This window comes from Dyella terrae (genome assembly GCF_004322705.1).
In the GTDB taxonomy this organism is placed as follows: domain Bacteria; phylum Pseudomonadota; class Gammaproteobacteria; order Xanthomonadales; family Rhodanobacteraceae; genus Dyella_D; species Dyella_D terrae.
On record NZ_SIZZ01000003.1, the window covers coordinates 359,779 to 383,726 of the forward strand.

The 23,948-nt window shown below is 63.3% G+C and carries 20 protein-coding genes; 8 read left to right on the top strand and 12 right to left on the bottom strand.

Translation table 11 applies throughout. The features are described 5' to 3' along the window. Positions 1-51: 51 nt before the first annotated feature. On the top strand, positions 52-462 hold the full coding sequence (locus tag EYV96_RS17000) for an SRPBCC family protein (RefSeq protein WP_131152759.1): 411 nt from the start codon (positions 52-54) through the stop codon (positions 460-462). 24 nt (positions 463-486) lie between these two features. Here EYV96_RS17000 and EYV96_RS17005 read toward each other — a convergent pair whose 3' ends face one another. Both EYV96_RS17005 and EYV96_RS17010 read right to left on the bottom strand, forming a co-directional pair. Continuing rightward, positions 487-2,538: a PAS domain-containing sensor histidine kinase gene (locus tag EYV96_RS17005; RefSeq protein ID WP_131152760.1), complete on the bottom strand. Its 2,052-nt coding sequence runs from the start codon at positions 2,536-2,538 to the stop codon at positions 487-489. Next, complete coding sequence (locus tag EYV96_RS17010; RefSeq protein WP_131152761.1) at positions 2,531-4,024, bottom strand: ATPase domain-containing protein; 1,494 nt, start codon at positions 4,022-4,024, stop codon at positions 2,531-2,533. The genes EYV96_RS17005 and EYV96_RS17010 overlap by 8 nt, the downstream gene beginning before the upstream one ends. A gap of 211 nt (positions 4,025-4,235) precedes the next feature. Here EYV96_RS17010 and EYV96_RS17015 point away from each other — a divergent pair, with 211 nt between their 5' ends. Continuing rightward, positions 4,236-4,997, top strand: a complete 762-nt coding sequence (locus tag EYV96_RS17015; RefSeq protein ID WP_131152864.1) for an SDR family oxidoreductase — start codon at positions 4,236-4,238, stop codon at positions 4,995-4,997. 65 nt (positions 4,998-5,062) lie between these two features. Here EYV96_RS17015 and EYV96_RS17020 read toward each other — a convergent pair whose 3' ends face one another. The 5 genes from EYV96_RS17020 to EYV96_RS17040 form a co-directional block, all read right to left on the bottom strand. Then, a complete protein-coding gene (locus tag EYV96_RS17020) occupies positions 5,063-5,623 on the bottom strand; it encodes a RebB family R body protein (RefSeq protein WP_205746196.1) in 561 nt (186 codons plus the stop codon). 427 nt (positions 5,624-6,050) lie between these two features. Beyond that, on the bottom strand, positions 6,051-6,731 hold the full coding sequence (locus tag EYV96_RS17025) for a hypothetical protein (protein WP_131152762.1): 681 nt from the start codon (positions 6,729-6,731) through the stop codon (positions 6,051-6,053). A gap of 88 nt (positions 6,732-6,819) precedes the next feature. Further along, positions 6,820-7,398 carry an outer membrane beta-barrel protein gene (locus EYV96_RS17030; RefSeq protein WP_165488717.1) on the bottom strand — a complete coding sequence of 193 codons (579 nt, stop codon included), beginning with the start codon at positions 7,396-7,398 and terminating at the stop codon, positions 6,820-6,822. 602 nt (positions 7,399-8,000) lie between these two features. Further along, positions 8,001-8,429: a hypothetical protein gene (locus EYV96_RS17035; RefSeq protein ID WP_131152764.1), complete on the bottom strand. Its 429-nt coding sequence runs from the start codon at positions 8,427-8,429 to the stop codon at positions 8,001-8,003. A 122-nt stretch (positions 8,430-8,551) separates the two neighbouring features. After that, positions 8,552-9,280: an alpha/beta fold hydrolase gene (locus tag EYV96_RS17040; protein WP_205746197.1), complete on the bottom strand. Its 729-nt coding sequence runs from the start codon at positions 9,278-9,280 to the stop codon at positions 8,552-8,554. A 314-nt stretch (positions 9,281-9,594) separates the two neighbouring features. Between EYV96_RS17040 and EYV96_RS17045 the strand changes: the two genes are divergently transcribed. Further along, positions 9,595-11,991, top strand: coding sequence for a tachylectin-related carbohydrate-binding protein (locus EYV96_RS17045; RefSeq protein WP_165488718.1), 2,397 nt, complete (start codon positions 9,595-9,597; stop codon positions 11,989-11,991). 63 nt (positions 11,992-12,054) lie between these two features. Here EYV96_RS17045 and EYV96_RS17050 read toward each other — a convergent pair whose 3' ends face one another. The 3 genes from EYV96_RS17050 to EYV96_RS17060 all read right to left on the bottom strand — a co-directional run bounded on the left by EYV96_RS17050 (position 12,055) and on the right by EYV96_RS17060 (position 14,602). Beyond that, positions 12,055-12,717 carry a trimeric intracellular cation channel family protein gene (locus EYV96_RS17050; RefSeq protein WP_205746198.1) on the bottom strand — a complete coding sequence of 221 codons (663 nt, stop codon included), beginning with the start codon at positions 12,715-12,717 and terminating at the stop codon, positions 12,055-12,057. 28 nt (positions 12,718-12,745) lie between these two features. Next, positions 12,746-13,999 carry a M20 family metallopeptidase gene (locus EYV96_RS17055; protein WP_131152767.1) on the bottom strand — a complete coding sequence of 418 codons (1,254 nt, stop codon included), beginning with the start codon at positions 13,997-13,999 and terminating at the stop codon, positions 12,746-12,748. Between the two features lie 177 nt (positions 14,000-14,176). Then, positions 14,177-14,602 (bottom strand): nuclear transport factor 2 family protein, encoded by a 426-nt coding sequence (locus EYV96_RS17060; RefSeq protein WP_205746199.1) that lies wholly within the window; start codon positions 14,600-14,602, stop codon positions 14,177-14,179. A 206-nt stretch (positions 14,603-14,808) separates the two neighbouring features. Here EYV96_RS17060 and EYV96_RS17065 point away from each other — a divergent pair, with 206 nt between their 5' ends. Continuing rightward, entirely contained in the window at positions 14,809-16,299 is a 1,491-nt protein-coding gene (locus EYV96_RS17065; protein WP_131152768.1) for a glycosyltransferase family 39 protein, read from the top strand. A 25-nt stretch (positions 16,300-16,324) separates the two neighbouring features. On the opposite strand, the gene EYV96_RS17070 is transcribed toward EYV96_RS17065, so the two are convergent. Next, the gene (locus tag EYV96_RS17070) at positions 16,325-17,281 is read right to left on the bottom strand and encodes a helix-turn-helix transcriptional regulator (protein WP_131152769.1); all 957 of its coding nucleotides are present in this window, start codon (positions 17,279-17,281) and stop codon (positions 16,325-16,327) included. Between the two features lie 44 nt (positions 17,282-17,325). On the opposite strand from EYV96_RS17070, the gene EYV96_RS17075 reads away from it, so the two are divergent. From EYV96_RS17075 to EYV96_RS17090, 4 genes are all read left to right on the top strand, one after another. Next, positions 17,326-17,814: a RidA family protein gene (locus EYV96_RS17075; protein WP_131152770.1), complete on the top strand. Its 489-nt coding sequence runs from the start codon at positions 17,326-17,328 to the stop codon at positions 17,812-17,814. Positions 17,815-17,826: 12 nt separating this feature from the next. After that, on the top strand, positions 17,827-19,068 hold the full coding sequence (locus EYV96_RS17080) for an aminotransferase class V-fold PLP-dependent enzyme (RefSeq protein WP_131152771.1): 1,242 nt from the start codon (positions 17,827-17,829) through the stop codon (positions 19,066-19,068). A gap of 148 nt (positions 19,069-19,216) precedes the next feature. Next, entirely contained in the window at positions 19,217-21,481 is a 2,265-nt protein-coding gene (locus tag EYV96_RS17085) for a TonB-dependent receptor (protein ID WP_165488719.1), read from the top strand. A gap of 86 nt (positions 21,482-21,567) precedes the next feature. After that, positions 21,568-23,289 carry a M61 family metallopeptidase gene (locus tag EYV96_RS17090; RefSeq protein WP_165488720.1) on the top strand — a complete coding sequence of 574 codons (1,722 nt, stop codon included), beginning with the start codon at positions 21,568-21,570 and terminating at the stop codon, positions 23,287-23,289. 42 nt (positions 23,290-23,331) lie between these two features. On the opposite strand, the gene EYV96_RS17095 is transcribed toward EYV96_RS17090, so the two are convergent. Then, positions 23,332-23,904: a hypothetical protein gene (locus tag EYV96_RS17095; protein WP_131152774.1), complete on the bottom strand. Its 573-nt coding sequence runs from the start codon at positions 23,902-23,904 to the stop codon at positions 23,332-23,334. Between the last annotated feature and the right edge of the window lie 44 nt (positions 23,905-23,948).

Consider the following 23,948-nt stretch of genomic DNA (forward strand, 5'->3'; position numbering starts at 1 on the left):
CCCAAGATACCCCGGAAATGGACGGGCCACACAGGACAAGAGAACACATCGATGGCAACGATCATTTGGGAACAATCCGTGGCTGTGCCTGCTTCCACGGCATGGGCCCTGCTTCGCCAGTTTGACAAGGCGCATGAGCTATTCCATCCGGTACTTATCGCAGGAAGGATGGAAGCTGATATCCGCGTGCTGACCTTCGCCAACGGGCTACAGGTTCGCGAGCGCAAGGTCGCGGTCAACGAAGCGCATCAACGCGTGGCGTATACCGTCCTTGGTGACATGTTTGAGCATCACGCCGCATCGATGCAGATCGTCGGTATCGATGCCAACCACTGTTGCTTCCTGTGGATCAGTGACTTCCTTCCCGATGCGCTCGCATCGACGGTCTTGCCGCTGGTGAAGCAGGGCGCGACTGCCTTCGCCGCCACGCTCGAAACGAATCAGAAGAAGTGCCCCGAGTGAACCTCCCCACGGGCGCGTCCACCATCACGCCGACTCGACCAGTGCATCCTTGACCGCCTGCCCAAAGGCATCCAGCGCAAACGGCTTGGTGATCATGCTCATCCGGTGGCCGAGAAACTCGGACCTGACGGCGGCGTTCTCGGCATATCCGGTCATGAAAAGCACGGGCACGGCGGGATGCCTTTCGCGAAAAAGCTCCGCGAGCTGCCGCCCGTTCATGCCGGGCAGGCCGACATCGGTGATCAGCAGGTCGACATGATCCAGGGCCGAGATATGGGGCATGGCAACGGTGGCATCGCTTGCCGTCACCACCACGTAGCCCAGTTCCTCGAGCAGGAAACTGACCAGGAGCCTTACCTGGTCATCATCCTCGACGACCAGCACCAATTGCCCGTCGCCCCGGGGCGCGATGGCCTGATTGTCCGGAACGTCGCGGGCGTCGGCACCGGGCGACTTCGGCAGATAGAGCGAAATGGTCGTGCCCTTGCCCGGGGTCGACTGGAGATCGATGGTGCCCCTGGACTGCTTCACGAAGCCATAGATCATGGACAGGCCCAGGCCGGTACCCTGGCCCAGCGGCTTGGTGGTGAAGAACGGTTCGAACACGCGCTCTTTGACATCCGCCGTCATGCCGACACCCGTGTCGGAGACCTCCACCACGATGGCATCCTGCCCGGCGACGTCGCTTTCATCGCGCAGGACGGGCGCGGCCGCACGGCGCGTGCGTAGCCGGAGCTGACCGCCGTCGGGCATGGCATCGCGCGCGTTGATGCAAAGATTGAGGATCGCGCTCTCAAGTTGATTCACGTCGACCAGGGCGTGGTCGAGTGCCGGTTCCAGGTCGACGGCAATACGTACGCGCTCGCCCAGCGTCTTGCTGAGGAGCATGTGCATCGACTGAATCAGCGCATTCACATCCGTGGGCTTCGGGTCGAGCGACTGGCGGCGGGAGAACGCCAGGAGCCGTTGCGTCAGCGACGCGGCGCGACCGGCTGCGTCGCTCGCGGCCTTGACGATCTTTGCCGTGCGCTCGTCGCTTATGCGGATGGTCACGATGTCGAGCGCGCCGATGATGCTGGTGAGCATGTTGTTGAAATCGTGCGCGATGCCGCCGGTGAGCTGGCCCACGGCCTCCATCTTCTGCGCCTGTCGAAGCGCGGTCTCGCTCTCGGTGCGTGCCTGCATTTCCATCCGCAGTTCGGCCGTGCGCTCGGCCACCTTCTGCTCAAGACGCGCTGCCGCCTGGCCGATGACTTCCATGGCCTCCTTGCGCTCGGTGATATCGGAGGCAAACAGGTGTACGCCGTCGATCTGTCCATCCTCCTGATAGCGGGGGATGTAGCGAATCTCGGCCTCGTGGCGTTTGCCATCGACGCAGTTCAAAGGAACCTCGTTCCGCACCGCTTCACCGGCCATGGCCCGCATCAGGCAGGGCTTGCGCGAGTTCCAGTGCTCGTGTCCAAAGACTTCTTCCACCGTTCGCCCCATCATCGCTGCAGGGTCGAAACCAAACCACGTTTCGTAAGCGTGATTGGCGAAGCGATAGCGGAATTCGCGGTCGACAAAGGCAATCAGGACCGGCAACGAGTCAGCGATCCGGCGCAATTCGGCTTCACTGGCAGCCAGCGCGCGCCGGCTCACGGCAAGGTCCTCCATCCGGTCCTTGATCTCGAACTGCTTTTGCCTGGATCGCATGGCCGTGGCCACGGCACTGAGAAAGGACGCGGCACCGACCGGACGCTCGAGTTCGATGCGATTGAGTACCGTATGCGGCAAGGGAGAGGTATGGGAATCGACGCCCTGGCGCGTGGAATGGAGCACGATAAAGGGAATGTCGGACCAGGTGGGTTGATGGGCGAGCGCATGCTGCAGGCCCTGGGTGCCGCTCTCAAGCGCCTCCTGCGTCAGGACGACAATGCCCGTGTCTTCGCCCAGTTGTTCGCCCAGTTCGACGAGGTCCGGGTGGACGACGGCGCGATAGCCCTGGTGAGTGAGCGAATCGGCGAGGCTCTGCGCGTCGCGTTGCCATGGCGCCACGATATGCACGCATTTGCCGCGTTGATCGAGCTTAGGCATCCCGATCTTCCAGCAGCGGCTGATGGCCGCCCACGAATTCCGGCGTGCCGGTAAGCACACCCCTGAATCCGGTGAGTGGCTCGCCCACGCGCAGCCCCCTGCCGTCGATGAAGAGTTCACGGATCGTGTCTTCGTGCTTTCCATTGCGATTCTTGATCACCGAAATGGCCTTGCGGATTCTTCCCTCCGCTTCGAAGAAACGGAACAGGATGACGGCGTCGGCGATGTAGGACACATTGAGCGGCCCCGTATCCATGGAGCCGACCAGGCCGTACATCGGATTGATCAGAAACGTCGTGACGCCCGATTGATTGAGGAACGACAGAAGCTCGTGCATCTGCAGCAGGAGATGCTTCTCCTCGGGCATGGCCGAGAGGTAACCGTTCAAACTGTCGATGACGACCATCGAGCAGCCTTGCTCCTGCACGGCACAGAAGACGTTCCATGCGAACTCGCCCGGTGACATTTCGGCCGGATCGACCTGGGTGATCTGCAACAGGCCTTCCGCCATGAGCCCTGGCAGATCCACGCCCATATTCGAGGCGCGCGTCAGCAAGGTATCGATGCGTTCGTCAAACTCGTAAACATGGCAACGTTCGCCGCGCGCGCAGGCGGCGGCGATGTACTGCAGCGCCAGCGTTGTCTTGCCGGTGCCGGCGGGTCCGGTGAGCAGGGTGCTGCTGCCGCGAATGAAGCCGCCGCCCATCAGGGCGTCGAGTTGTCCGACGCCGCTCAACATGGCGCGGTGTACGAAGTCGATGTGGTGACGCGCGGCGACGAGTCGTGGATAGACTTCGATTCCACCCGTGCGGATGTTGAAATCGTGGTAACCGGCGATGAAGGTGGCGCCGCGGATTTTCTGCACCACAAGCCGGCGACGCGCGGAACCGTATTCGAGCGCAAAGCGCTCCAGCGAAATCACGCCGTGGCAGATGCTGTGCAGCTGCGTATCGCGGTCGCGACCTTCGCCGGTCAGGTCGTCGACGAAGAGCACCGTGGCGTTGAGCGGAGTGAAGAACTGTTTGAGCGACAGCACTTGCCGGCGATAGCGAAGCGGATCCTGGGCCAGAAGGCGAAGCTCGGAGAGGCTGTCGAATACAACGCGACGAGGCTTGAGACGCTCGACCTCCTGCTTCACCAGGCGAATCGTCTGGCCCAGCTCCACTTCCCACGAGTGGAAAACGGACTGCGTTTGTCCTTCACCCAGCACTTCCTCGACCGAGGAGAGCTCGAACAAATCGATGCCTGTGAGATCCCAGCCATGCGATGCGGCAACCTCGCGCAGCTCCTCGGCGGTTTCCGACAGGGTCACATAGAGGCAGCGCTCGCCTTCCTTCATCCCTTGCATCAGGAACTGAAGCGACAGGGTGGTCTTACCTGCGCCGGGTTGTCCTTCAAGGAGAAAGAGGTGCCCGCAAGGCAATCCACCATGCAACACCGTATCTAAACCGGAAACCCCAAGGCTGCAGCGCGGGGAAGGGGACATGAAAGGCTCTCATGGCGGCCAGATGATCCCTGATTAGGAGTGAAAGCACTTCATGGCGATGTGAAATCGACGTGACGCGGCGACGGCGTGCAGGCCAGGCGCGGACCAGCACGACGGTGCACGTTGGACAGCAAGATCCGGATAGCGATGCATGAAGCGACGCAAGCACCCTTGCCGCAACGTCGCCAGGCGACATGACCGGAAATACACCATGGGTTTATTGCGAGAGAAAGTGGCGCTGGTGACCGGCGCCAGTTCAGGCATCGGGCGTGCGACGGCGGTGCTCTTCGCGCGTGAAGGGGCACGGGTCGTGCTGGCGGCACGCAATGCGGCGGCGCTGGATGACGTCGTCGCGCAGATCGGTGAGGAAGGTGGGCAGGCCGTGGCCATGGCTGGCGACGTTCGCGACGAGCGGTACGCGAAGGCCCTGGTCGATCTCGCTCGATCAAGCTTCGGGGGGCTGGACATTGCCTTCAATAACGCGGGTGCGAACGGGCAGATCGGCGCCACGCCGGATGTCACGCTCGAAGGTTGGCATGAGGCGATCGATACGAATCTGACCGGTGCGTTCCTTGGTGCCAGGCATCAGTTGCCCGCCTTGGCGGAGCGTCGCGGTGTGCTTTTGTTCACTGGATCGTTCGTGGGACACACCGCCGGATTCCCCGGCACCGCCGCTTATGCGGCCAGCAAGGCCGGTCTGATTGGACTGGTGCAATCACTCGCGGTCGAATTCGGTGGGCGCGGCGTTCGCGTCAACGCGATCTTGCCGGGAGCCACCGATACGCCGCTGGCGCGTCAGTGGGCGCCCGACGAGGCCTCGCGTGAATTCATCCGCAACCTCTACGCGCTGAAGCGCTATGCCCAACCGGAAGAGATCGCTCAGGCCGCATTGTTCCTGGCCTCGGACGCCGCATCATTCGTGACGGGTATTGCCATGCCGGTCGAGGGTGGCGTGTCCATCAACCGAACCTGACGCGGGATGATGCGCTTGGCACATCGCCGGTGGAAACACGCTCCACCGGCGACATGTCAGACGGATCAGAGCTCAGCGATCACCTTCAGCATTTTCTGGTACGCCTCCAGCTGATCGGGTGCGTTGATCATGTGGATCAGCACCGAGGCGATGGCGGCTTGCTTGACCATGGCGAAGTCGGCCTCTCGCGACGCTTCCTGTAACTCCCGCAACCCTTGCGCCGCGGTACTCATCAATTCACGCGCTGTCTGGCACCAGGGGCCAACGTTTTCATGGCCAGCTTTACTCGCGAACGCTTCAAGCTGAGCGTTGGTCACGGCCTCCAGCGAGGCTGCGATGGCCTTGGCCTGCTGCGCGCCATGGGTCGGGGCCGGTACTTCCGTCGGCGGGCGGTCAGCGCCATTCGTCGAGAGCAAGAGCATGACCGCCTGCGTCGTGGCGGCTTGCATCAGGATGTAATTCTGCTGCTGGACGCTGACGGCATTCTCCACCGCCACGCCCAGGCCATGTGCCGTGGCCTGATAGAGGCTGGCGAGCGCGATGGTGGGTGCATCCCTTTCAGGACGCGTATTCGTTTGCGTTACGGCATCGGTAATGGTGTTGCTGAGCTGGGACGACATCGACATGAACTCCTTCCTGGTGATTGATGGCCGGTCAAGCGTTGCCAGTGGCCGCTCCATGGCGGATGCGAACCCCGTGGTACGAAGCAAGGTTGCCGATGACGTGCCCCCGCCGCCAGTGCACCCCACCTGGGGCCGGCGTCGTCTGTCGGTTCGCCGCTGTATCGCGTGAGGAGAAGAAGCTGGTTAGTGAAGACCGTAACGTCAAACGGCGTGTCCCCATGCGCCATCAATGCGCCCGGGTGGCAACGATCGGAGGCACGGCTGATGCACGGCGTGCAGGCGCCAGTGCTCCTGCCTGCCCCAGGAGCACCATGACCCGTGCGGTCGAGGCGAGGCATATGCCCGAAAGGCGGTTCACTTCATAAGCCTGCATCAGCCAGGCATTCAGGCTGATGGCCATCACAGCCCGTAACGTGGAAGCCGGTTCTTGTCAGCCGCCAAATGCCTTCGGCGAGTGGGCAGGAAGGCCATAAGTCGGATCCACACGCTTCGGCCGGTTGACGGTGTCGGCGCAGACGAGACAGGAAAACGCGCTTTCGACGAAGGCCGGATAGGTCTGGACAAATCGCTGCCGCGCTTCTTCGGACGTGATTGGCAGTGGATGGATTTCCCAGGCGAGGTAAGACGTAAAGGCATCGGACATGCCTGAGCTGCCCTCGACAGCATACTTGCCAAGGAAAACCACCGTCCCGGCGCCGACGTCGAACTCCTTGAAGACATAAGGATTGGTAACGGCTTTGCGGGTGAGCTTGTCCTTGGTGATCGTCGCGAACGTCACCCATTCGGTGACGGCGTAGCGGCCGGGAGGCACGCGGATGGCGACCATCTCATTCGTGATGTCCTGTGGCATGCGTGTGTCTTCGCCGAATGACAGGATGTACTCCGAGCCAGTCGTCGCGTTGCGCACGACGAAGGCAACGTCGCTGGACTTCTTCCTCGAAAAGATGCCGCTGACTAATCCGAAGCTGTCGTCTGGTTTGACGTCGTGACCTTCGAAGGGAGTGACGCGGACGGGTGAACATGCCGCGCAAAGCAGGGCCAGGGCCGGCAAGGCGATTCGGAAGATGATATTCATGGCGTCACCACTATCCCTGTTGATGTTGTCGGCCATTGACCGCAAGGCGTGCCGCCGCGTAACGAATGCGATGCCGGCCAGAACAGCCCGGCACCGCTTTCAACGTCAGCGAACCGCCAGACGCTTAGATACCGAAACGGTATTCCAGCGTGCCGGACACCATGTACGGATGGTTGGTGCCGTCGAGGATGTTCTTGGCCTTGGCCAGGTAACGGTCGAAGTTCAGGCCGATGCTGAGGTGCTTGTTGAAGTTGTAGCCGCCACCGAGGCCTGCATAAATGTTGGTGTCGTGGGCGGACAGGCTGCCATCGGCGAAATTCGTGGTCAGCTTGGTGTTGGAGAAAAACACGCCGCCGCGGGCGCTGACGAACCAATGGTTGCCGAAGTTGAACTTGCCGTTGGCGCCCAGCGTCCAGCCCGTCACATGCAGCTTGGCCTTCAGGGTCTGGTTGAAGATGTTCATGCTGGCGTAGGGCTTGCCCAGGTCCACATAGCCCGTTTCCAGGCCCCAGGTGTCGTTCCAGCGGTAACCGAAATTGACGCCGTAGCCGGTGTCGTCCTTGTGGTTCAGGTCCTTCACGTCCGAATGCGTCGTGCCGACGCTGCCGTTGATGAAGAGGTCGCCGTTGTTGGTGGCATGGCTGGCCAGCGGAGCTGCGAGCAGCAGTGCGCCCAGCGATGCGGAAAGAAGCAGGTTACGCATGATTGTCCCTATCGGATTGAGAAACTCAAAGGCAACACCGTGTTGCCGGTACATTGAAACGTCCTTCCCTGGGGGCTTTCGCCCCTTTTTGCACTCACGCGCGCCGACGGTGTCGGCACGCGGAAACCTGGTGTCTTCGGTTTGACGAAGACATGCACTGCGACATTGCTCGCTGGCGCACACGCGCGGCATGGCGCGCGGTGGTCACATCAAGCGAACAGGACATCGGGCGACTGACGTTCGCTACGGCCGCGGTGGCGCGTCCCACGCAGGTGAAGCCTCGCGCAGAGGCAGGACCGGCTGGCGTGTGGCGTCCGTGGCCTTCGAATGAGCGTTGCACGCGCGATCGAACGGCGCGCGCCGTCTCACTGCCACCGGACCGGCGACAGAGCGATTCGACATGGTGTTCCCCCTTCTCAAAAATCTAACACGGAGATTCTTGCGACGTCCATCAACCGGAAGTCACGATCATTCATGCTTCTGGCGCAAGAACTTGCGGGTTCGATCGGGGCCTTTCGTGCGGTCGGTTCAGCGCATGATGGTGGTGCCCACGACGGGCAGCCCGCGCCCGGTTCGAGGCGGTGCAGCAAAGGCGGCAGGTATCAGGGAAGCTCCGCCGTTCGTGCTTCGAAGTCGGCGACTCGCGTCATGTGTATCGTGCTTGCGGTGGCAGCACTTGTCGACGCCGCGGCGGGATGGTCCAGATGCAGTCCGCCAAGCATCTTGATGGCCGCGAGGGTGATGGTCGCCTGCGGGTTCCTTGTGCAGTAGTCGTCCATGTAGGACGTCACGTCGGCCGAATGGATCTCGCGGTAATCGTGTTCAGAGGTGATCGTTGCGGCCGAGAGAAAACCCTCCATCCATGCCTGGTAAACGCGTCCCGATGCTTCGGTTTTCCTCGCCTCCGTCCAGTGGTCACAGGTGTTCGTGCCTACGCCCATGACATACGACTTGCTCAGGTCTTTGGCCCAGGCCGGGCACGCAGCGACACCGAGTGCAACGGCTGATAGCAACACTCCCTGCATTTTCATCGACTAGCCCCTGTGCCTATGGAAAGTTCAGACGTGGGTGGGTCAGCGTTGCGCGCGAGTCGGGAGCTTCAGCGGAGCGGTTGCGCATGGCGAAGAGCGCCTTCGCCATGCGCTTCTCGCCACTATTGCCTGACGAAGGCCAGCACGCGCGACACAAATGCCTCATCCTGGCCGGCGAAGCCGTGATGCGCGCTGAAGCGACACGGATTTTCCGCATCGTCTTGCCCGCCGCTCAACCAGGCAACCTGCACCTGTCGGCCACCCCAAGTCGCAAAGGGTGCCACGCCGGCCGGATTGGTCCAGCGGCAATGGTCGTCGCGGTGATGGATGACCAGGGTTGGCGGGAGGCGTTGCGGCGATCCAAGCAGTGACATCACGCTATCGCCTTCACCCGATGCCGCGCTCAGGAAGCCCGACGAAAGCACCAGCTTGTCAGGTTTTGCACCTTGGGCCAGACCTTCCGCCGCGCGCTGCGTGCCCTTGCTGGTTCCGACCACGATGACGGGATGCTTGAGCGCGGCCATGGTATCGACGGCGGCCGCGAGGTTCGTGCCCAGATCGACCAGCAGGACGTTGTAACCCTGCGCCGCGAAGGCGTCGCGATTGCGGATCAGGACGTTGTCGGCGCCGGCGTTGAAGCGGGCTCCGGGCATGACGTTCAGGCGGCCGTCGCCACCCGTCAGCAGGATGATGCTGCCCTTGGGCTGCGCGGGGCGGATCAGGATGTTCTTCGTGCCACCGACATCGATCGTCTCTCCCCGCGTGACGGTGACGTCGGCAGGTGGCTCCGCTGCGCACGACTGGCCGGCTGCAACGACGCAAGCCGCTGCCAGGACAAGCGTCCATTTCATTCGTGCTGCGCGGGCCGAAAAGCAATGCATGGGATTCCCTCAAGGGACGTAGCGACGCGGGATGCGACGCGGATGGCGAAGGCTACCGAACATCCGCTGGCGTCGTCGATATGCGTCACTCATTCGCCGGCACACAGATGATCGTTGTAGGCAATCACCTACGGCTTCGGGCGGATTGTCACTGCGACGGGGCAGCGTAACCTCCGCCTCCCTAGGGGAACCACACGATGGCGCACCGGCTGCGCCATGCCAATGATCCTGCTTTCGCACGCACGCACCTGATCCAGCGTCTGACCTCAACCAGGAGACAGCTGATGTCCAACGACAACCCCGTCGTATCGAATCGCGGCGCCGCGCTGGCGGCCGCCATGCATCCACCCCTCGCGGCACTGGCGGGTGATCCACAGCGTGCCGTCTTGCCGGCATCCATCGTCGCGGCGACGGTACCCATCGCGAGGGATGCATCGCTCACGGGCATCGCACGCGCCGACGATTCCGTCGATGCGATGTCGTTTGCGCGCGAGGCCGCGTTGCTGACGCCCGCGACGCCGGCGCAGCCCCTGATCGAACCGCTGCACAGCTTCACGGCTTACCTGGATACCCATATCTGGCGCCCGGACGTGGTGGGGCCGCCGATACGCGTGCCTGGCGCCTTGCCGCGGCGCGTCGATCATCGCGCCTGGCAGACCGACCTGGTGCAAAGCCAGGGCAGTCGCGGCACGTGCTGGGCCTTCGCCGGGACCGCGGCGCTTGAGGCGGCGTACGCCCGGCAGGGCATTCGCGTCAAGCTCTCCGAGCACTATCTGTTCCACATGTCGAAGGCGCACGAGAACCAGCGGGCGGGGCCGGGCATTCATTCGCTGATCGGTTTCCAGGGCAGTTCCGATGTCGTGCATCACCTCAAGTACTGGAATCTTCCGCGCTACGAAAACGCGCCGTACATCGACCAGCCGGCGCTCCAGATCCTGGCCGACAGTATTCCCGGCACCAACGGCGCCTTGAAAAATGCGGGCGCCGGTACGCTGGAGCAGGATGACTGGTTCGAGTTCGACCTGCGCAACATTCCGCTGATGGCGCGCTGGTTCGCGCAGTACGGCGTGGCCGATTTCGGCCTGCTGGAAAACTACTCGCTCGATGACCTGAAGAAGACGCTGGCGGCCGGCTATGACGTGGTGATCAACGTGCCCGGCCACGTCATGCTGGCCTACGGTTACGACGATGACCTGGGCGTGCTGCTGATCAAGAATTCGCAAAGCCTGCCCGGCTTCGAAACGATGAAATACACAGGCGACCCGCGGTTCTCGCTGGTGACGTCGCAGGCCTACTACATCAAGTCCGTCAAGCCGGTGCAGACACAGTGGGCGGCGATGTGGATGGGGCGCTGGGAAACCGATCACGATGGCTGGCGGGGCCGGCTGGTGATCCGCCGCTTCCTCGATGTGCAATCCGACAAGGGCGTACCGCCGCCGAACGCGCCCATTGCATTGGGCACGTGGTATGGCTTCGATGGCACGGTGAAACCCGTGGTCGGTGGATTCGTCGATGGCGGACGCGGCATGCACTGCCGCATTGGCGACCAGCCTTTCGAGCTTTACCTGCATTCGCGCGATCCGTATCGGGCCGCGGGTCGTTGCTCGTGGAACAACAGCTGGTTCGGCGTGGTGATGTCGCGCGGAACCGCGGTGGGCGCCGGCGCGGTTTTCGATCGATCGGAAACGATCGGTTTGTGGGATACCGAGCACGACGGCTGGCAAGGTCAGATGCGCGTGGGCGTGGATCCGTCGTACACGCAGGCGGCCGATGGCGGTACGCGCAGGGCATGGATCGACCCGACGCCGATCGCCTACGAAGTCGATGCCCACGTCGATTTCCTTGGCGACAACCGCGACCAGCGCTTCCAGTTGCTTCATCACACGCGCGAGGACGGTGTCATGAGTGGCGTCACCTCATGGGGTGGCCGCGACTGGCCGGTCGAAGCGCGCATGTCCAGGAATTTCTATGTAATCCGTTCCGACGGCAGCCTGCATTGGTATCGGCACACCGGACGCTACCACCTTGCTTACGCATGGGATGCCGAGAAACTCGTCGGTTCGGGATGGAACGGTTTCAAGTCAGTGATCGGCGGCGGCGATGGCGTGATCTACGCGATCCGCCCGGACGGCAAGCTGATCTGGTATTACCACGACGGCCGCAACCAGGGATCGGTGGCGTGGAACGGGCCCAGGGAAGTGGGCACCGGCTGGGCGTCGGCGCGCCAGGTTTTCGTGGGCGATGGTGGCGTGGTTTATCTCGTGCAGGCCGATGGTTCGCTGCAGTGGTATCGCCACATCGGCCGCCGTGACGGCACCTTCCAATGGCAAGGTCCCTTCAAGGTCGGCGTCGGCTGGGACGGTTTCACCGCGCTGGCGGCGGGGCCCGACGGCTGCATCTATGGCATCAAGCCCGACGGCACGCTGCTCTGGTACCGGCACTACGGGCACGACCAGGGTTACCCGATCTGGCACGGGCCGCTGAAGGTCGGTACGGGCTGGCAGGGTTACCAGCGCTTGTGGGTCGCCGGCAACGGCTTCATCTACGCACGCAACGCGGCAGGCGAGCTCTGGATGTGGCGACATCACGGCTTCCAGACGGGCGAGGCAAGCTGGACGGCTGGCGTGAAGGTCGGCGACGGCTGGGGTGGCGCGGGTGTGCTGGACGTGGTGCTGACCTGAGCTTATCGGTTGGCGGGGTCCATGGAGGGGCCCCGCGCATGATCCGTGCGCGAGGCCCTGGCCTCAGCCGTTTTCGTTTTCGGGTCGCGCAGGATCGGGCGACGGCACATCCTGCGCCGACCATGCCGTCGGCAAATGCCATCCGCGCCGTATCGCCATGAAGCGAAGCACGAAGCACAACACACCGCCGACGACAGCGGCGACCGTGGGCGGAATGCCCAGGTAGTGCGCGCTGACGACGACGCTCGCGCCGGCCAGCGCTGCCAGTGCGTAGATGTCGGCGCGCAGGACCGTGGGGATGCCCGATACCAGCACGTCGCGCAGGATGCCGCCGCCAATGCCGGTAAGCATGCCCAGCAGCGCAGCCATCATCGGATGGATGCCATGGGCCAGCGCCTTTTCGGCGCCGGCTACCGCGAAAAACGACAGGCCGATGGCGTCGAACCACAACACCTCGCGGCCAAAGCGATTGGTGATCGGGTACCAGAGGAATGTGATCAAACCCGCAACCACGGAAACCACCACGTAGCGCCAGTCGGCGATGGCGGCCGGTGGCACGGCACCGATCAGCAGGTCGCGCGTGATGCCGCCGGCGTTGCCTGCGGCGAAAGACAGCACCAGCACGCCGAAGACGTCGAGCCGGCGCCGGATGCCTACCATCGCGCCGCTGATGGCGAAGACGAAGGTGCCGCCGAGATCAAGCAGGAGTACCAGGTAATGCACCATCGGTTTGCGCGCTCCGGTTGTCGGTCGATCAGGCCGGTGCCAGCCATGCGCGTGCGGCCACCAGCAGGGTTTCCACGCCGGTTTGCAGCGTAGGGTGCAGAACCGGCAGGAAGCGTGGATTGTGGTTGGTCGGGATCTCGTTGAGTCGGTTGGCGGCTTTGGCCCTGGCGTACGCATCGGGATCGGTGCCGCCCACGAACCAGAACACCGAGGGTACGCCCCACGCGGCACCGAAGGAACCGAAGTCCTCGCTGGCCGAGGTCGGCCCGGTCTGCCGCACGCGTTCGGCCGGGAAATGCGCGAGGAACGCCTGGTGCACGCGTGCCGTGGCGTCGGCATCGTTGGTGACCAGGTCGTAGCGATCCAGGGGCGTGATCTCGGGCAGCTTCGGCGCGCCCGAGGCCATCGCTTCGGCGTTGACGATGCGCGTGATGGCCGCGAGCACCCGCTGTCGCACGCTTTCATCAAAGGTGCGCACGTTGAGCTTGATGATCGCTTCGTCGGGAATGACGTTTTCCTTGGTGCCGGCCTGCAGTGCCCCCACGGTAAGCACCGCCGCTTCGGTGGGCGCCAGTTCCCGCGCGACGATGGTTTGCAGGCGCAGCACCGTGGCCGCGGCCATGATCACCGGATCAATGCTCGCCTGTGGCATGGAGCCATGCGCGCCACGCCCAAACAGCCGAATCTGCAGGCTGTCGGCCGCCGAGGTGATCACGCCTGTGCGGCCGGCCACCGCCCCGGCCGGACCGACCATGACATGCTGCCCGAGGACGACATCCGGTTTGGGGAAGCGCTCGAACAGTCCATCCGCGATCATCGCCCTGGCACCTTCGGCGGTTTCTTCGGCGGGCTGAAAGACCGCCATCACGGTGCCGCGCCAGCTGTCTCGCGCCTGCACCAGCACGGTGGTGGCGCCAACCAGCCACGTGACATGCATGTCGTGGCCGCAGGCGTGCATGACGGGCACGGTCTTGCCCTCGCGATCGACGGCGGTGACCTTGCTTGCATACGCCACGCCAGTCGCTTCCTCGACGGGGAGGGCGTCCATGTCGGCGCGCAGCATCACCGTCGGTCCGTCGCCGTTGCGCAGCAGGCCGACGACGCCGGTCGTGCCTATCCCCGTGGTGACCTCGTAACCGGCAGCGCGCAGGTGGTCGGCGGCACGTGCCGCCGTGCGATGCTCCTGCATGGACAGCTCGGGGTGCGCGTGGATGTCCGTATACAGCGTCTCCAGGCGTGGAAGCAGGGCCGTGAGCGCGGAGTCGGAAGGCGTGCCGGTCATGATCGTGGATCCTCCGATGATGCGTGCATCGAGCATGCGCAGTGGCGCGGGGAGCCATGGCCCTCCACGCCCTGGGAACCACTTCGGATCATAGGCACCGGCCGATAACGCGGGGTGAAAGGCGGTGCGGTGTGGGCCCCTCGCAGGATGCTTCGCATGCGCGATGGGCGGGGTCACTCACTCGCGCGGCGGGAACCACGCATGCAGGATCTTGCCGTTACGCACTTCGTACACCGCAAGCGCTCTCGGCTTGCCCTTGTCCGCCGGCAAGCCCAGCACCTGTTCCTGGTCGACGACGACCGGGCCGTTGACGACACGCTGGACGATGTCCACGTGGAAAGCCTTCGGCATCGTCGCGAGAAAGGCGTAGGCCTTCTTCAGCGCCTCCGTTCCCGTGACGACAGGGCGCTTGCCACTGAGGTCAGTGATCGTCACATCCGGGGCGTAACACGACGCAAACGTGTCGATGTCGTGGGCGTTGTACGCCTCGACCTGGGCCTGCACGACGGCTGCGGGATCGTCGGTCTTGTTATCGCAGGCGATCGCAGCGAAAGGCAGCAGCGCCGGCATGGCCATCAGGCATCGCGTGATGAGAGCGGGCATCTTTTCCTCCGGTGAATGGGGATGCACTATGGGTGGGCCCGGGAGGCGTGAACCATGCGTCGTCACGCAAGGGGCGATGGCGACATTGGCCATCCTGGCGGAAACGCGCAAGTCCCACACGATCACCCGCGATCGTGCCGGGTAAAACCTGTTGGCCAACGCAAGGACGTAACGTGCATTCGACCGGTGCTTCAGTCCGTCATGCCATGCCTGACCCGCGTGGCAGCGTCATCCCGATCGTGGTGATCGCCACGCTCTTTGGTATCGCCCACATGCTCACCAACGGGCAATACGGTTTCCATCGCGACGAGTGGCAGTTCCTGAGCGATGCGCAGGACCTGGACTGGGGCTTCGTGCCTTATCCACCGCTGACAGCTGCGCTGGAGCTGCTGGGACTGAAGATGTTCGGCCTGTCGCTCATCGGGCTGCGGATGTTTTCCGTGATCGCGCAGTCGCTGGTGATCCTGGCCAGCGGCCTGATGGCGCGCGACCTGGGCGGCGGTCGGACGGCGCAAATCTTCGCCGCGCTTGCCGTCGGTCTGTCGCCGGTGCCGATGTTCGAAGCGACGGAGTTTCAGTACTCGTCCTTTGACATGCTTTGGTGGGTGCTGATCGCGTGGTGCGTGATCCGCATGCTGCGCGATGAGGAGCCGCGCTGGTGGCTGGCCATCGGCGTGCTCGCCGGGCTGGGCATGCAGACGAAATACTCGATGGCGTTTTTCCTGGTGGGTGTATTCGTCGGCGTCATTGCCACGGATGCGCGCCGCCACGTGGCCAGTCGCTGGTTCTGGATCGGTGGTGTCGTCGCGTTCCTTATCTTCTTGCCCAATCTTGTCTGGCTCATACGACACGACTTCATTTCCTACCATTTCCTCCAGGGCATTCATGCGCGTGACGTGGGGCAGGGGCGTGCGCATGGTTTCCTGCGCGATCAGTTCCTGTTGAACGTCAATCTGTTTGCCGCGCCGGTATGGCTGGCGGGCTTGTATGCCTATGCCAGGGATGCGCGCTATCGCATGCTGGCCTGGATGTATGGCGTGCCGTTGCTCTTCATGGTGCTGGCCCAGGGGCGCTTCTATTACATCTGCGGTGTCTACCCGATGTTGCTGTCGATGGGCGCGGTGGTGTGCGAGCGATGGCTGCGCGGCCAGCGTGCGGTATCGCGGAAGGTCATCACGTCCGTGGGTTTTGCCGGTGTCATCGCCATCGGCATCTTCGCAGCGCTGCGTATCGTGCCGATAGCCACGAGCGGCCCGCTGCGCGATTACGCGCTCAAGAACAACACCGACTTGCGCGAAGAGATCGGCTGGGAAGAGTTGGTAACCACCGTGGCGGCGATTCGCGATGCGTTGCCTGTCGATCAGCAGGCCCATCTTGGCATCGTCGTTGGCAACTATGGCGAATACGGTTCGATCGCTCTGCTCGGCCCGCGCTACCGCTTGCCGATGCCGTTCACCGCCGTCAATACCGCGTGGATTCGCGGCTATCCAACGCCATCGCCGACAACGAACATTGTCCTTGGCAGTTCGCGCGAACGTGCCGAAGAGCTCTTCGAAGGCTGCCGCCTGGCGGGCCATACCGCTAATGCCTGGGGCGTGATGAACGAGGAATCGCTCGACCATCCGGACATTTTCGTGTGTGGTCCGGCGCGCAGGCCCTGGAGCGAGTTGTGGGGGCACGGCCCGGAGTTCGGTTAGCGGATCCGGTTGAACCGCTCGCCGACTACTTGCCGCCCTTACCTCGAAGCCGCTGCGGCAGCAAAGAAATATCGGCACTGCGCTGGCGCAGCACGTCCAGGTAGTTGTAGATCGTAAAGCGCGTGACACCCAGCGCACTGGCGGCGCGTTCGACGCCGCCTTTTACGATGAACAGTCCGCGCTGCATCATGGATTCGACGGCATGGATCTTTTCGTCCTTGTCCATCGCGGATACCGGCTTGCCGAAACGGTGTACGGCCTCGGCGATGATTTCCTTCATCAATGCATCGATGCCGGGCGCTGCCTCGCGCGAAGCTTCCGTCTCCTTCGGGCGTGCCAGCATGCTTTGCAGCAGTGCGTGCGCCTGCACTACCACGGCCATGTCGGCATTGACGCAAAGGCTGGCGAAGTTGGTGCCGCCGCTGTCGCGGAAGATCACGGTGGAGGATTGAAGCTCCTTTCCGCTGCGGGTGAAGGTCTGGTAATCGGCGACCACCGAATGGGCATCCGTGTCGCCCTCCTGCAAGGAGCGCAGCAATTCGACGAAACCCTTGTCGCCATCGGGTCCGCTGAGAATCGATTCGCCCACCGAGCGGCCGGAGACGTGGCCGTTGAGAATCTTGACGATCGAGCTCTCCGGGCGCGTAAGGTCGTGCAGCACGATTTCCACGTTCTCGCCGACAAAACTGCCGACGACATCGACGATCGGGAACAGCGCGGCGAACATTGCCTCGCGCTCGGCTCGCAGGCTGGCCGTCACCTCCATGCGGGGCGGGACGGCGCGGGAGCGGGAGGACTTGGCTGCCATACGTCTTGGGATTCCTTCGGGGTCTGTCGCGCCGCGGCGCAGGGGCACATTACGTGGTGGGCGGGCGTTCGACCAGACGGGTGACCCTGCCGACGGTTTGCTTGACACCCCACCCCGGTCACTGATATTCAACAAACCGTTGATCAAATCAACAAACAGTTGAATTGTAGCCATGAACCGCGCGCCAAGGCGCGCGGGGGTCTGAACGGGGAACGGGAATGGGTGAGATCGAACGGCGACTTGCGGATCAGGGCCTGGCGCTGCCGCCGGCCATGCCGACGCCGGAGGGTGTGCGCTTGCCGTTTGCGCTGGTGCAGCGACATGGCACCCGCCTGCTGTTTTCCGGCCACGGACCGCAATCGGCCGATGGCGGCATCCACCCGATGCGTGGGAAGCTCGGCGATGCTTTGAGCGTCGCCGATGGCTACGAAGCGGCGCGTCAGGTGGCGTTGTCGGTGCTGGGCAGCATCCAGCGTGAAGTGGGCAGCCTCGATCGCATCGGGCGCTGGGTGAAGGTGCTGGGCATGGTCAACTCGGCGCCGACGTTTTGCGAGCAGCCGGCAGTGATCAACGGTTTTTCCGACCTGATTCTTTCGCTTTGGGGCCCCGAGCGCGGCGCACATGTGCGATCGGCCGTGGGCATGGCGCAGCTTCCCTTCAACATCCCGGTGGAAGTGGAAGGCGAGCTCGAGCTTTTGAGTGACTGACGAGATACCGACGTGACGATTTCCCGCCGACAACTGCTGAAAGGGCTCGCGCTGGCGCCTGCGCTGACGCTGGCGGGGCCGTTGCTGGCGTCGTCGAAACGGCCCGGCTTCGCGCCCGCCGATCTGGCTGGTGATTTCGAAGTCGTCCGCCACGAAACCTGCCTGAACAATGCGCGCTGGCATCCGTTGAGCCGCGGCGCGCGGGCACAGGTGGACGCCTATATGGCGTACAAGGAACGTGGCGTATGGCAGCCCCCGGACCTGATCGATCATTTGCAGACGTCGGTACGCGCGAACTTCGCCAAGCTGATCAACGCTGACGTGCGAGAGATCGCCTACGTCAACAGCACCACCGCAGGCGAGACCATGCTCGTGGGCAGCCTGGGCCTGCCGGAAAAGGGCGGCAACATCGTCACCGATGCGCTGCACTTCGAGGGCTCGCTCTACATGTATGGCGCGCTGCAGAAGCAGGGCATGGAAGTGCGCTGCGTGAGGCCGACCGCCGACTGGCGCATCGACCTGAAGGACATGGCGCGCGCCATCGACGACAAGACGCGCCTGGTGGCGGTGTCGCTGGTGTCGTTCGTCAATGGCTTCCAGCATGACATCAAGGCGCTATGCGACGTGGCCCATGCGCATGGCGCGGTGGTGTACGTCGACGCGGTGCAGGCCGTGGGCACGATGCCGGTCGACGTGCGTTCGCTCGGCGTCGATGCCATGGGAAGCGCGAGCTACAAGTGGCTGATGGGCGACTTCGGGCTCGGCTTCCTGTACGTCAGCCAGCGCCTGATTCCGCGCCTGCGTCGCATCGTCTACGGCTACCGGCAGCTCGACAGCTTCGACTACCACGCGTTCCCCGGTGATGCGCCAGGTGAATACCCCGCGTCATGGTCGCAGCACGAGGATGCCGCCGGCTACTTCGAGATCGGCACGTATTCCAATGCCACGCTGGCAGCGTTGTCGTACTCGCTGCCGCAGATCATCAACCTCGGCCCGGATCGCATCCAGCAACACGCGCAGACGCTGGTTGCGAAGCTGCAGCGCGAGCTGCCGCGCCTGGGATATGCCTCGATGACGCCAGCCGACGCGAAGTCATCGATCGCAACGTTCATCACCAAGGATCCTGCGGATACGTCGGCGCGGCTGAACAAGGCGCGCGTCGATGTATCGGTGCAAGGTGGGCGCATGCGTGTGTCGCCCTCGATTTACAACACGCAAGGCGATGTGGAGAAGCTGCTCGAAGCGCTGAGCTGACCTTCCGCCAGCAGTGACGACACGCCACCGATTGAAAACGCGGTATCCGGGCCCGTACCGGATGGGGAACTGCTGTCGCTCGAAAACAAGAAGCCACCGGAATGACCGGCGGCCCAGTCCAACCCAATTGTGCTCGTGGGGGAGAACCATGATGAAGCGAATCAACCATCAACCGAAGGCGACGCCGCTCAGTCGCGCGATGCATAAGGCACTGGCCGGTACCGCCGCGCTGGCACTGCTGGCGCTGGCGCAGCCCGTCTTCGCGCAGGATGCCACGCCGGCCGATGCCAGCACGCAGAAGGCCAAGACCTTGCAGGGCGTGACGGTCACCGCCGAGAAGAAGTCGGAATCGGAGCTCAACGTGCCGATCTCCATGACGGTGGTGGAGGCGGCGACCATGCTCAATACCGGCATGTCGCAGCTCAACGATTATTACGCCAAAGTCCCTGGCCTGAGCGTCAACGATCGTGGCTCCGGCCGCACCACGCTGGTGCTTCGCGGCATCACCGCCGGTAGCGAAAACAATCCGACGGTGGGTGTCTCCATCGACGATGCGCCGTTTGGCTCCTCCACCAACGATTACTCGATTTCCGATATCGATCCGTTTGACATCGATCACATCGAAGTGCTGCGCGGCCCCCAGGGCACGCTCTACGGCGCCAGTAGCATGGGTGGCCTGATCAAGTTCGTCATGGCCCAGCCCGATCCGGACAGCTTCCACGGCCACGTGCAGGCGGACGTGTCGAGCACCGAGCACGGCGACATGGGCCATGCGGTGCGTGCGTCGATCAATATCCCGCTGCGCGCCGACATGGCCGTGCGCGTCAGTGCGTTCGATCGTCAGGACGCCGGCTATGTCGACGATCCGATGCAGCACAAGCACAACGTCAACTCGGGTGACGGCAAGGGCGGCCGCATCTCCTATCTGTGGAACGTGACGGATGCTTTCAGCATCCGCGCGTCGGCGCTGGCGCAGAACTCGCACACTGACAGCAGCGCGCGCGTGGACATGCAGCAGAACAGCTACACGCCCGTGTTCGGCCCGTACGACCATGTGCGCCTGCCCGGCACCGACATGTCGAACACCAAGGTCCGCATGTACACCGTGGAAATGGACGGCAAGCTCGGCTGGGCTGACCTGACCTCGGTGAGCAGCTACAACCAGTACTCGCTGGTGGGGCCGCAGGATGTGTCCGGCACGTTTGGCGGTATCGCCGGCATGATTTATGGCATCCCGGGCCTCGGCGTGAAGATCGTCAACAACAGCGACACCGGCAAGTTCTCGCAGGAACTGCGCCTGGCGTCGCCGGATGACGGGCGCGCGCTCAGCTGGCTGGCCGGCGGCTTTTTCACGCGTGAGCACACGACGGGCTTCCAGCAGGTGCTGGCGGTCAACGGCGTCACCGGCGCGGATGAAGGCCTGGGTTCGATGTACGACGGCACGTCGCCGTCCACGTTCAAGGAAATGGCCGCCTTCGGCAACGTGACCTACCGCTTTACCGACGCCTTCGACGTCCAGCTGGGTGGCCGCTTCAGTTCGGTGAAACAGCATTTCTCCAGTGCATTCTCCGGCCCGCTCAATGGCGGTGATTCCAGCGACAGCGAAAGTGCCAGCGACAAGGTCTGGACCTACAGTTTCAGCCCGCGCTATCACATCAGCAACGACGTGATGACGTACTTCCGCGTGGCCACCGGCTACCGTGCCGGCGGTGCCAACGCGCTGCTGCTCGACGACCAGGGCAAGTTCCCGAGCCAGTACAAATCCGACTCGCTGACCAGTTACGAGTGGGGCCTGAAGGGCGATTTCGCCGATCACACGCTCACGCTGACCGGCTCGCTGTTCTACATCGACTGGACCGACATCCAGCTCAGCGAGGTGTCGCAGGACTCGGGCAATACCTATTTCGTGAACGCTGGCAGCGCGAAGAGCCAGGGCGCGGAACTGGCCCTGAGCTGGCGCCCGGTGCGTGGCCTCACCCTTGCCGCGAACACGGCCTATACCGAAGCCGTGCTCACCAAGGACACGCCGGATGGCACCTACGGCAAATCCGGTGATCGCCTGCCGTATTCGCCCAAGTGGTCGGGCAACCTCACGGCCGATTACGTGTTCCCGCTGGTGAATGGCCTGGACGGCAACGTCGGCGGTGGCGTGACGTACGTGGGCGAGCGCGAAAGCAACTTCACCTCGTCCGCGGCGGCCCAGCGCTTCGCACTGCGTTCGTATACGACGGGCGAGATCCACGCCGGCGTGCAGTCCGATGCCTGGAACGTCAGCCTGTACGTCAAGAACCTCACCGATGCACGCGGTTACCTCAGCGCCACGCCGCAGAACAACACCACCGGTGTGAGTTCGTACGGCCTGCTGCTGATCCAGCCGCGGACGGTCGGCGTCTCGGCTACCTATAACTTCTGATCGCGTACGCTTTACCCCACGCCCTGGCATCGGCCGTGAACCTCCGGTGTCGGGGCAACTTTTTTTAAGGAAGGATGCGAATGAGCATGGCGAAGCGCGGAGTCAAATCCGGTGGCCTGAAGCTTGGACTTACGGCGTTGGTGATGGCTTTGTCGATGATGGTGGCGAGCCATGCGGAAGCAGCCGAGCGCGCCATCGCCGTAACCCTTCGGCCCGGCGGCGTGGACGCAGCCAAGAACATTTCCTTCGTCGACGTCACGCTGATCACGACGCAGGAAGAAGGCAGGCGCGGCCTGCTGAGACTTCCACTCGTCATCAACAATGTGAAGACCAGCGCCATGTCGGTGGAGAATCTCCGCGCCAGAGACGCCGATGGCGATCTGGCGTTGACCGCCGGTTACAACCCGGATGGCGTGAAGAAATACCGCTATTGGCGGGCATCGCGCCCGGTCCACGGGCCTGTCACGGTCACCTATCGCATTCCCATCACCAATGCGCTCAATCCTCTCGGCGCGGCGCCGCCCCTTGAGCTACGCAGCGAGTCCGGAGGCTTTTCTGGCCTGGTGGGTACTTACGTCATGTTGCCTGACTCGGACGAGCCCTACCGGCTGCGGCTGAACTGGGATTTCACGGCGCTCGGTGGCGATGCGCTCGGCCTGTCTACGCTGGGCGTCGGCACGCAGACCAGTACGGCGAAAACGCCGGATGAGCTGGAATCCACCTTCACGATGGGCGGCCACGTGGGCCACGAACCGGGCCAACCTGCCACCGACGGCTTCTTTTCCGCCTGGCAGGGCACGCCGCCTTTCGATGCGCGCGCGCTCATGCAGTGGACGCATCGGCTCTACGGTTCCTACCTGACGTTCTTTGCCAGCCCGGGCGCCACGTACAACGTTTTCCTTCGCCGCAACAAGATCAATCCCGGCGGCGGTGTTGAGATCGGCAACTCCTTCGTCGGCACGTTCGACGACGGTACGCCAGTCGAGGAGTTCAAGCTCACGCTGGCGCACGAGATGGTTCACACCTTCGTCGGTGGCCTGGACGAGAAGGATGAGCTGGCTGCGTCGTGGTTCTCCGAAGGGCTGGCGGTGTATTACCAGCGCCTGCTGCCGCTGCGTGCGGGAGAGATCACCCGCGAGGCGTATCTCGACGATCTGAACATCACCGCCGCGCGCTATTACACCGATCTTCTCAACACGACGCCGAATGACCAGATTCCCGCGCGCTTCTGGGCGGATACGCGCGTTCGCGTGCTGCCCTATGACCGTGGCGCACTCTATTTCGCGCAGCTCAATGCCGAGATCGTCAAGGCGTCGCATGGCAAGCGCTCACTTGATGACCTGGTGTTGCCCTTCCTCAAGCGCAGGACGGCAGGCGAAAAACTGACGCAGGCGGCGTGGGTCGAGGTTGTCACGCGCGAGCTGGGCGACAAGGGCAAACAGCAGTTCGACGACATGATGGCCGGCAAGGTCATCGCGCTGGATTCAGATGCGTTTGGCGTGTGCTTCCAGCGCACGCAAAAGCCGCTGCGCCGTTATGTGCTTGGCTTCGATCCGACCGTGTTGGTGCAGCCTCGCCGCATCATCCGCGGGCTGGTGCCCGGCTCCGCCGCGGCGAAGGCCGGGCTCAAGGACGGCGATGAAATCCTCAAGCCCGTGCCGCAGGACGGTATCCAGGCCGATCAGAACGCGAAGATGAAACTGCTGGTTCGCCGCGGCGGCAAGGTATGGGATGTGTCGTATCTGCCACGTGGGGAAGTGGTGCCGACGTGGCAGTGGATGGCTGTCGATACGCCGGGCTGTCGGTAATGGCGCACGGCTTGATTCAGCGCGAAAGGCTCTCCGGATGCATCAGGGTTTTGGCGGATCGAGGAACACCACGACCGTATACACCGTAGCTCCGTGGAAGACCGCCTTATTGAAGCTCGCGTAGACGAATTTGTCGGACGGTTGCTTCAACGGTGCCATCCGGGCCCTGCCAAACACTTCGACCCTGCTTCTGGCCGCCGCATTGAGGAGGACGGGAAGGCGCTTTTCACGTGGCCATCCTTCGAAGTGCATTTTGGGAAGATCGATGTCTCCGTACCTGGCATCCAGCATCTCGTACGCCTTTACCCAGGTATCCGCCGCGGCATCGAGGCTGTCGCCTTCGTAGAGAAGGATGCCGATCCGGGCGAGCTTGCCGTCCTCAAAAAAGAACTGCACATTTTCCTTGCGCCCTTCGTACAGACCTGCATGAGTTTCAAGGTCGCCGTTGCTGAAGGATTCATAGGGTCCGAATTCCGCGAAGGACCTGACGTCATCCTTAGTCATCTCGAAACGCCATGGTGGCAACCCACCTCCGGACAGTGCGTCGGCGGCGGAAAGGGACGCCGTGCATGCGACTGCGAGGATCAGGCACTGCCAAACGTTGATCCGATGCATGGGTGTCACCTCTGACCTTCCGGTTGATGCAGGCGAACGTGACT

What these genes read in the sequence shown, in the direction of transcription:
- EYV96_RS17025 (WP_131152762.1), bottom strand. Translation starts at nt 6,731, where the DNA reads ATGGCCGACAACATCAACAGGGATAGTGGTGACGCCATGAATATCATC.
- EYV96_RS17040 (WP_205746197.1), bottom strand. Translation starts at nt 9,280, where the DNA reads ATGAAATGGACGCTTGTCCTGGCAGCGGCTTGCGTCGTTGCAGCCGGC.
- EYV96_RS17010 (WP_131152761.1), bottom strand. Translation starts at nt 4,024, where the DNA reads ATGTCCCCTTCCCCGCGCTGCAGCCTTGGGGTTTCCGGTTTAGATACG.
- EYV96_RS17070 (WP_131152769.1), bottom strand. Translation starts at nt 17,281, where the DNA reads ATGGCTACAATTCAACTGTTTGTTGATTTGATCAACGGTTTGTTGAAT.
- EYV96_RS17015 (WP_131152864.1), top strand. Translation starts at nt 4,236, where the DNA reads ATGGGTTTATTGCGAGAGAAAGTGGCGCTGGTGACCGGCGCCAGTTCA.
- EYV96_RS17055 (WP_131152767.1), bottom strand. Translation starts at nt 13,999, where the DNA reads ATGACCGGCACGCCTTCCGACTCCGCGCTCACGGCCCTGCTTCCACGC.
- EYV96_RS17095 (WP_131152774.1), bottom strand. Translation starts at nt 23,904, where the DNA reads ATGCATCGGATCAACGTTTGGCAGTGCCTGATCCTCGCAGTCGCATGC.
- EYV96_RS17005 (WP_131152760.1), bottom strand. Translation starts at nt 2,538, where the DNA reads ATGCCTAAGCTCGATCAACGCGGCAAATGCGTGCATATCGTGGCGCCA.
- EYV96_RS17090 (WP_165488720.1), top strand. Translation starts at nt 21,568, where the DNA reads ATGGCGAAGCGCGGAGTCAAATCCGGTGGCCTGAAGCTTGGACTTACG.
- EYV96_RS17060 (WP_205746199.1), bottom strand. Translation starts at nt 14,602, where the DNA reads ATGCCCGCTCTCATCACGCGATGCCTGATGGCCATGCCGGCGCTGCTG.
- EYV96_RS17065 (WP_131152768.1), top strand. Translation starts at nt 14,809, where the DNA reads ATGCCTGACCCGCGTGGCAGCGTCATCCCGATCGTGGTGATCGCCACG.
- EYV96_RS17075 (WP_131152770.1), top strand. Translation starts at nt 17,326, where the DNA reads ATGGGTGAGATCGAACGGCGACTTGCGGATCAGGGCCTGGCGCTGCCG.
- EYV96_RS17035 (WP_131152764.1), bottom strand. Translation starts at nt 8,429, where the DNA reads ATGAAAATGCAGGGAGTGTTGCTATCAGCCGTTGCACTCGGTGTCGCT.
- EYV96_RS17020 (WP_205746196.1), bottom strand. Translation starts at nt 5,623, where the DNA reads ATGTCGATGTCGTCCCAGCTCAGCAACACCATTACCGATGCCGTAACG.
- EYV96_RS17030 (WP_165488717.1), bottom strand. Translation starts at nt 7,398, where the DNA reads ATGCGTAACCTGCTTCTTTCCGCATCGCTGGGCGCACTGCTGCTCGCA.
- EYV96_RS17085 (WP_165488719.1), top strand. Translation starts at nt 19,217, where the DNA reads ATGATGAAGCGAATCAACCATCAACCGAAGGCGACGCCGCTCAGTCGC.
- EYV96_RS17045 (WP_165488718.1), top strand. Translation starts at nt 9,595, where the DNA reads ATGTCCAACGACAACCCCGTCGTATCGAATCGCGGCGCCGCGCTGGCG.
- EYV96_RS17050 (WP_205746198.1), bottom strand. Translation starts at nt 12,717, where the DNA reads ATGGTGCATTACCTGGTACTCCTGCTTGATCTCGGCGGCACCTTCGTC.
- EYV96_RS17000 (WP_131152759.1), top strand. Translation starts at nt 52, where the DNA reads ATGGCAACGATCATTTGGGAACAATCCGTGGCTGTGCCTGCTTCCACG.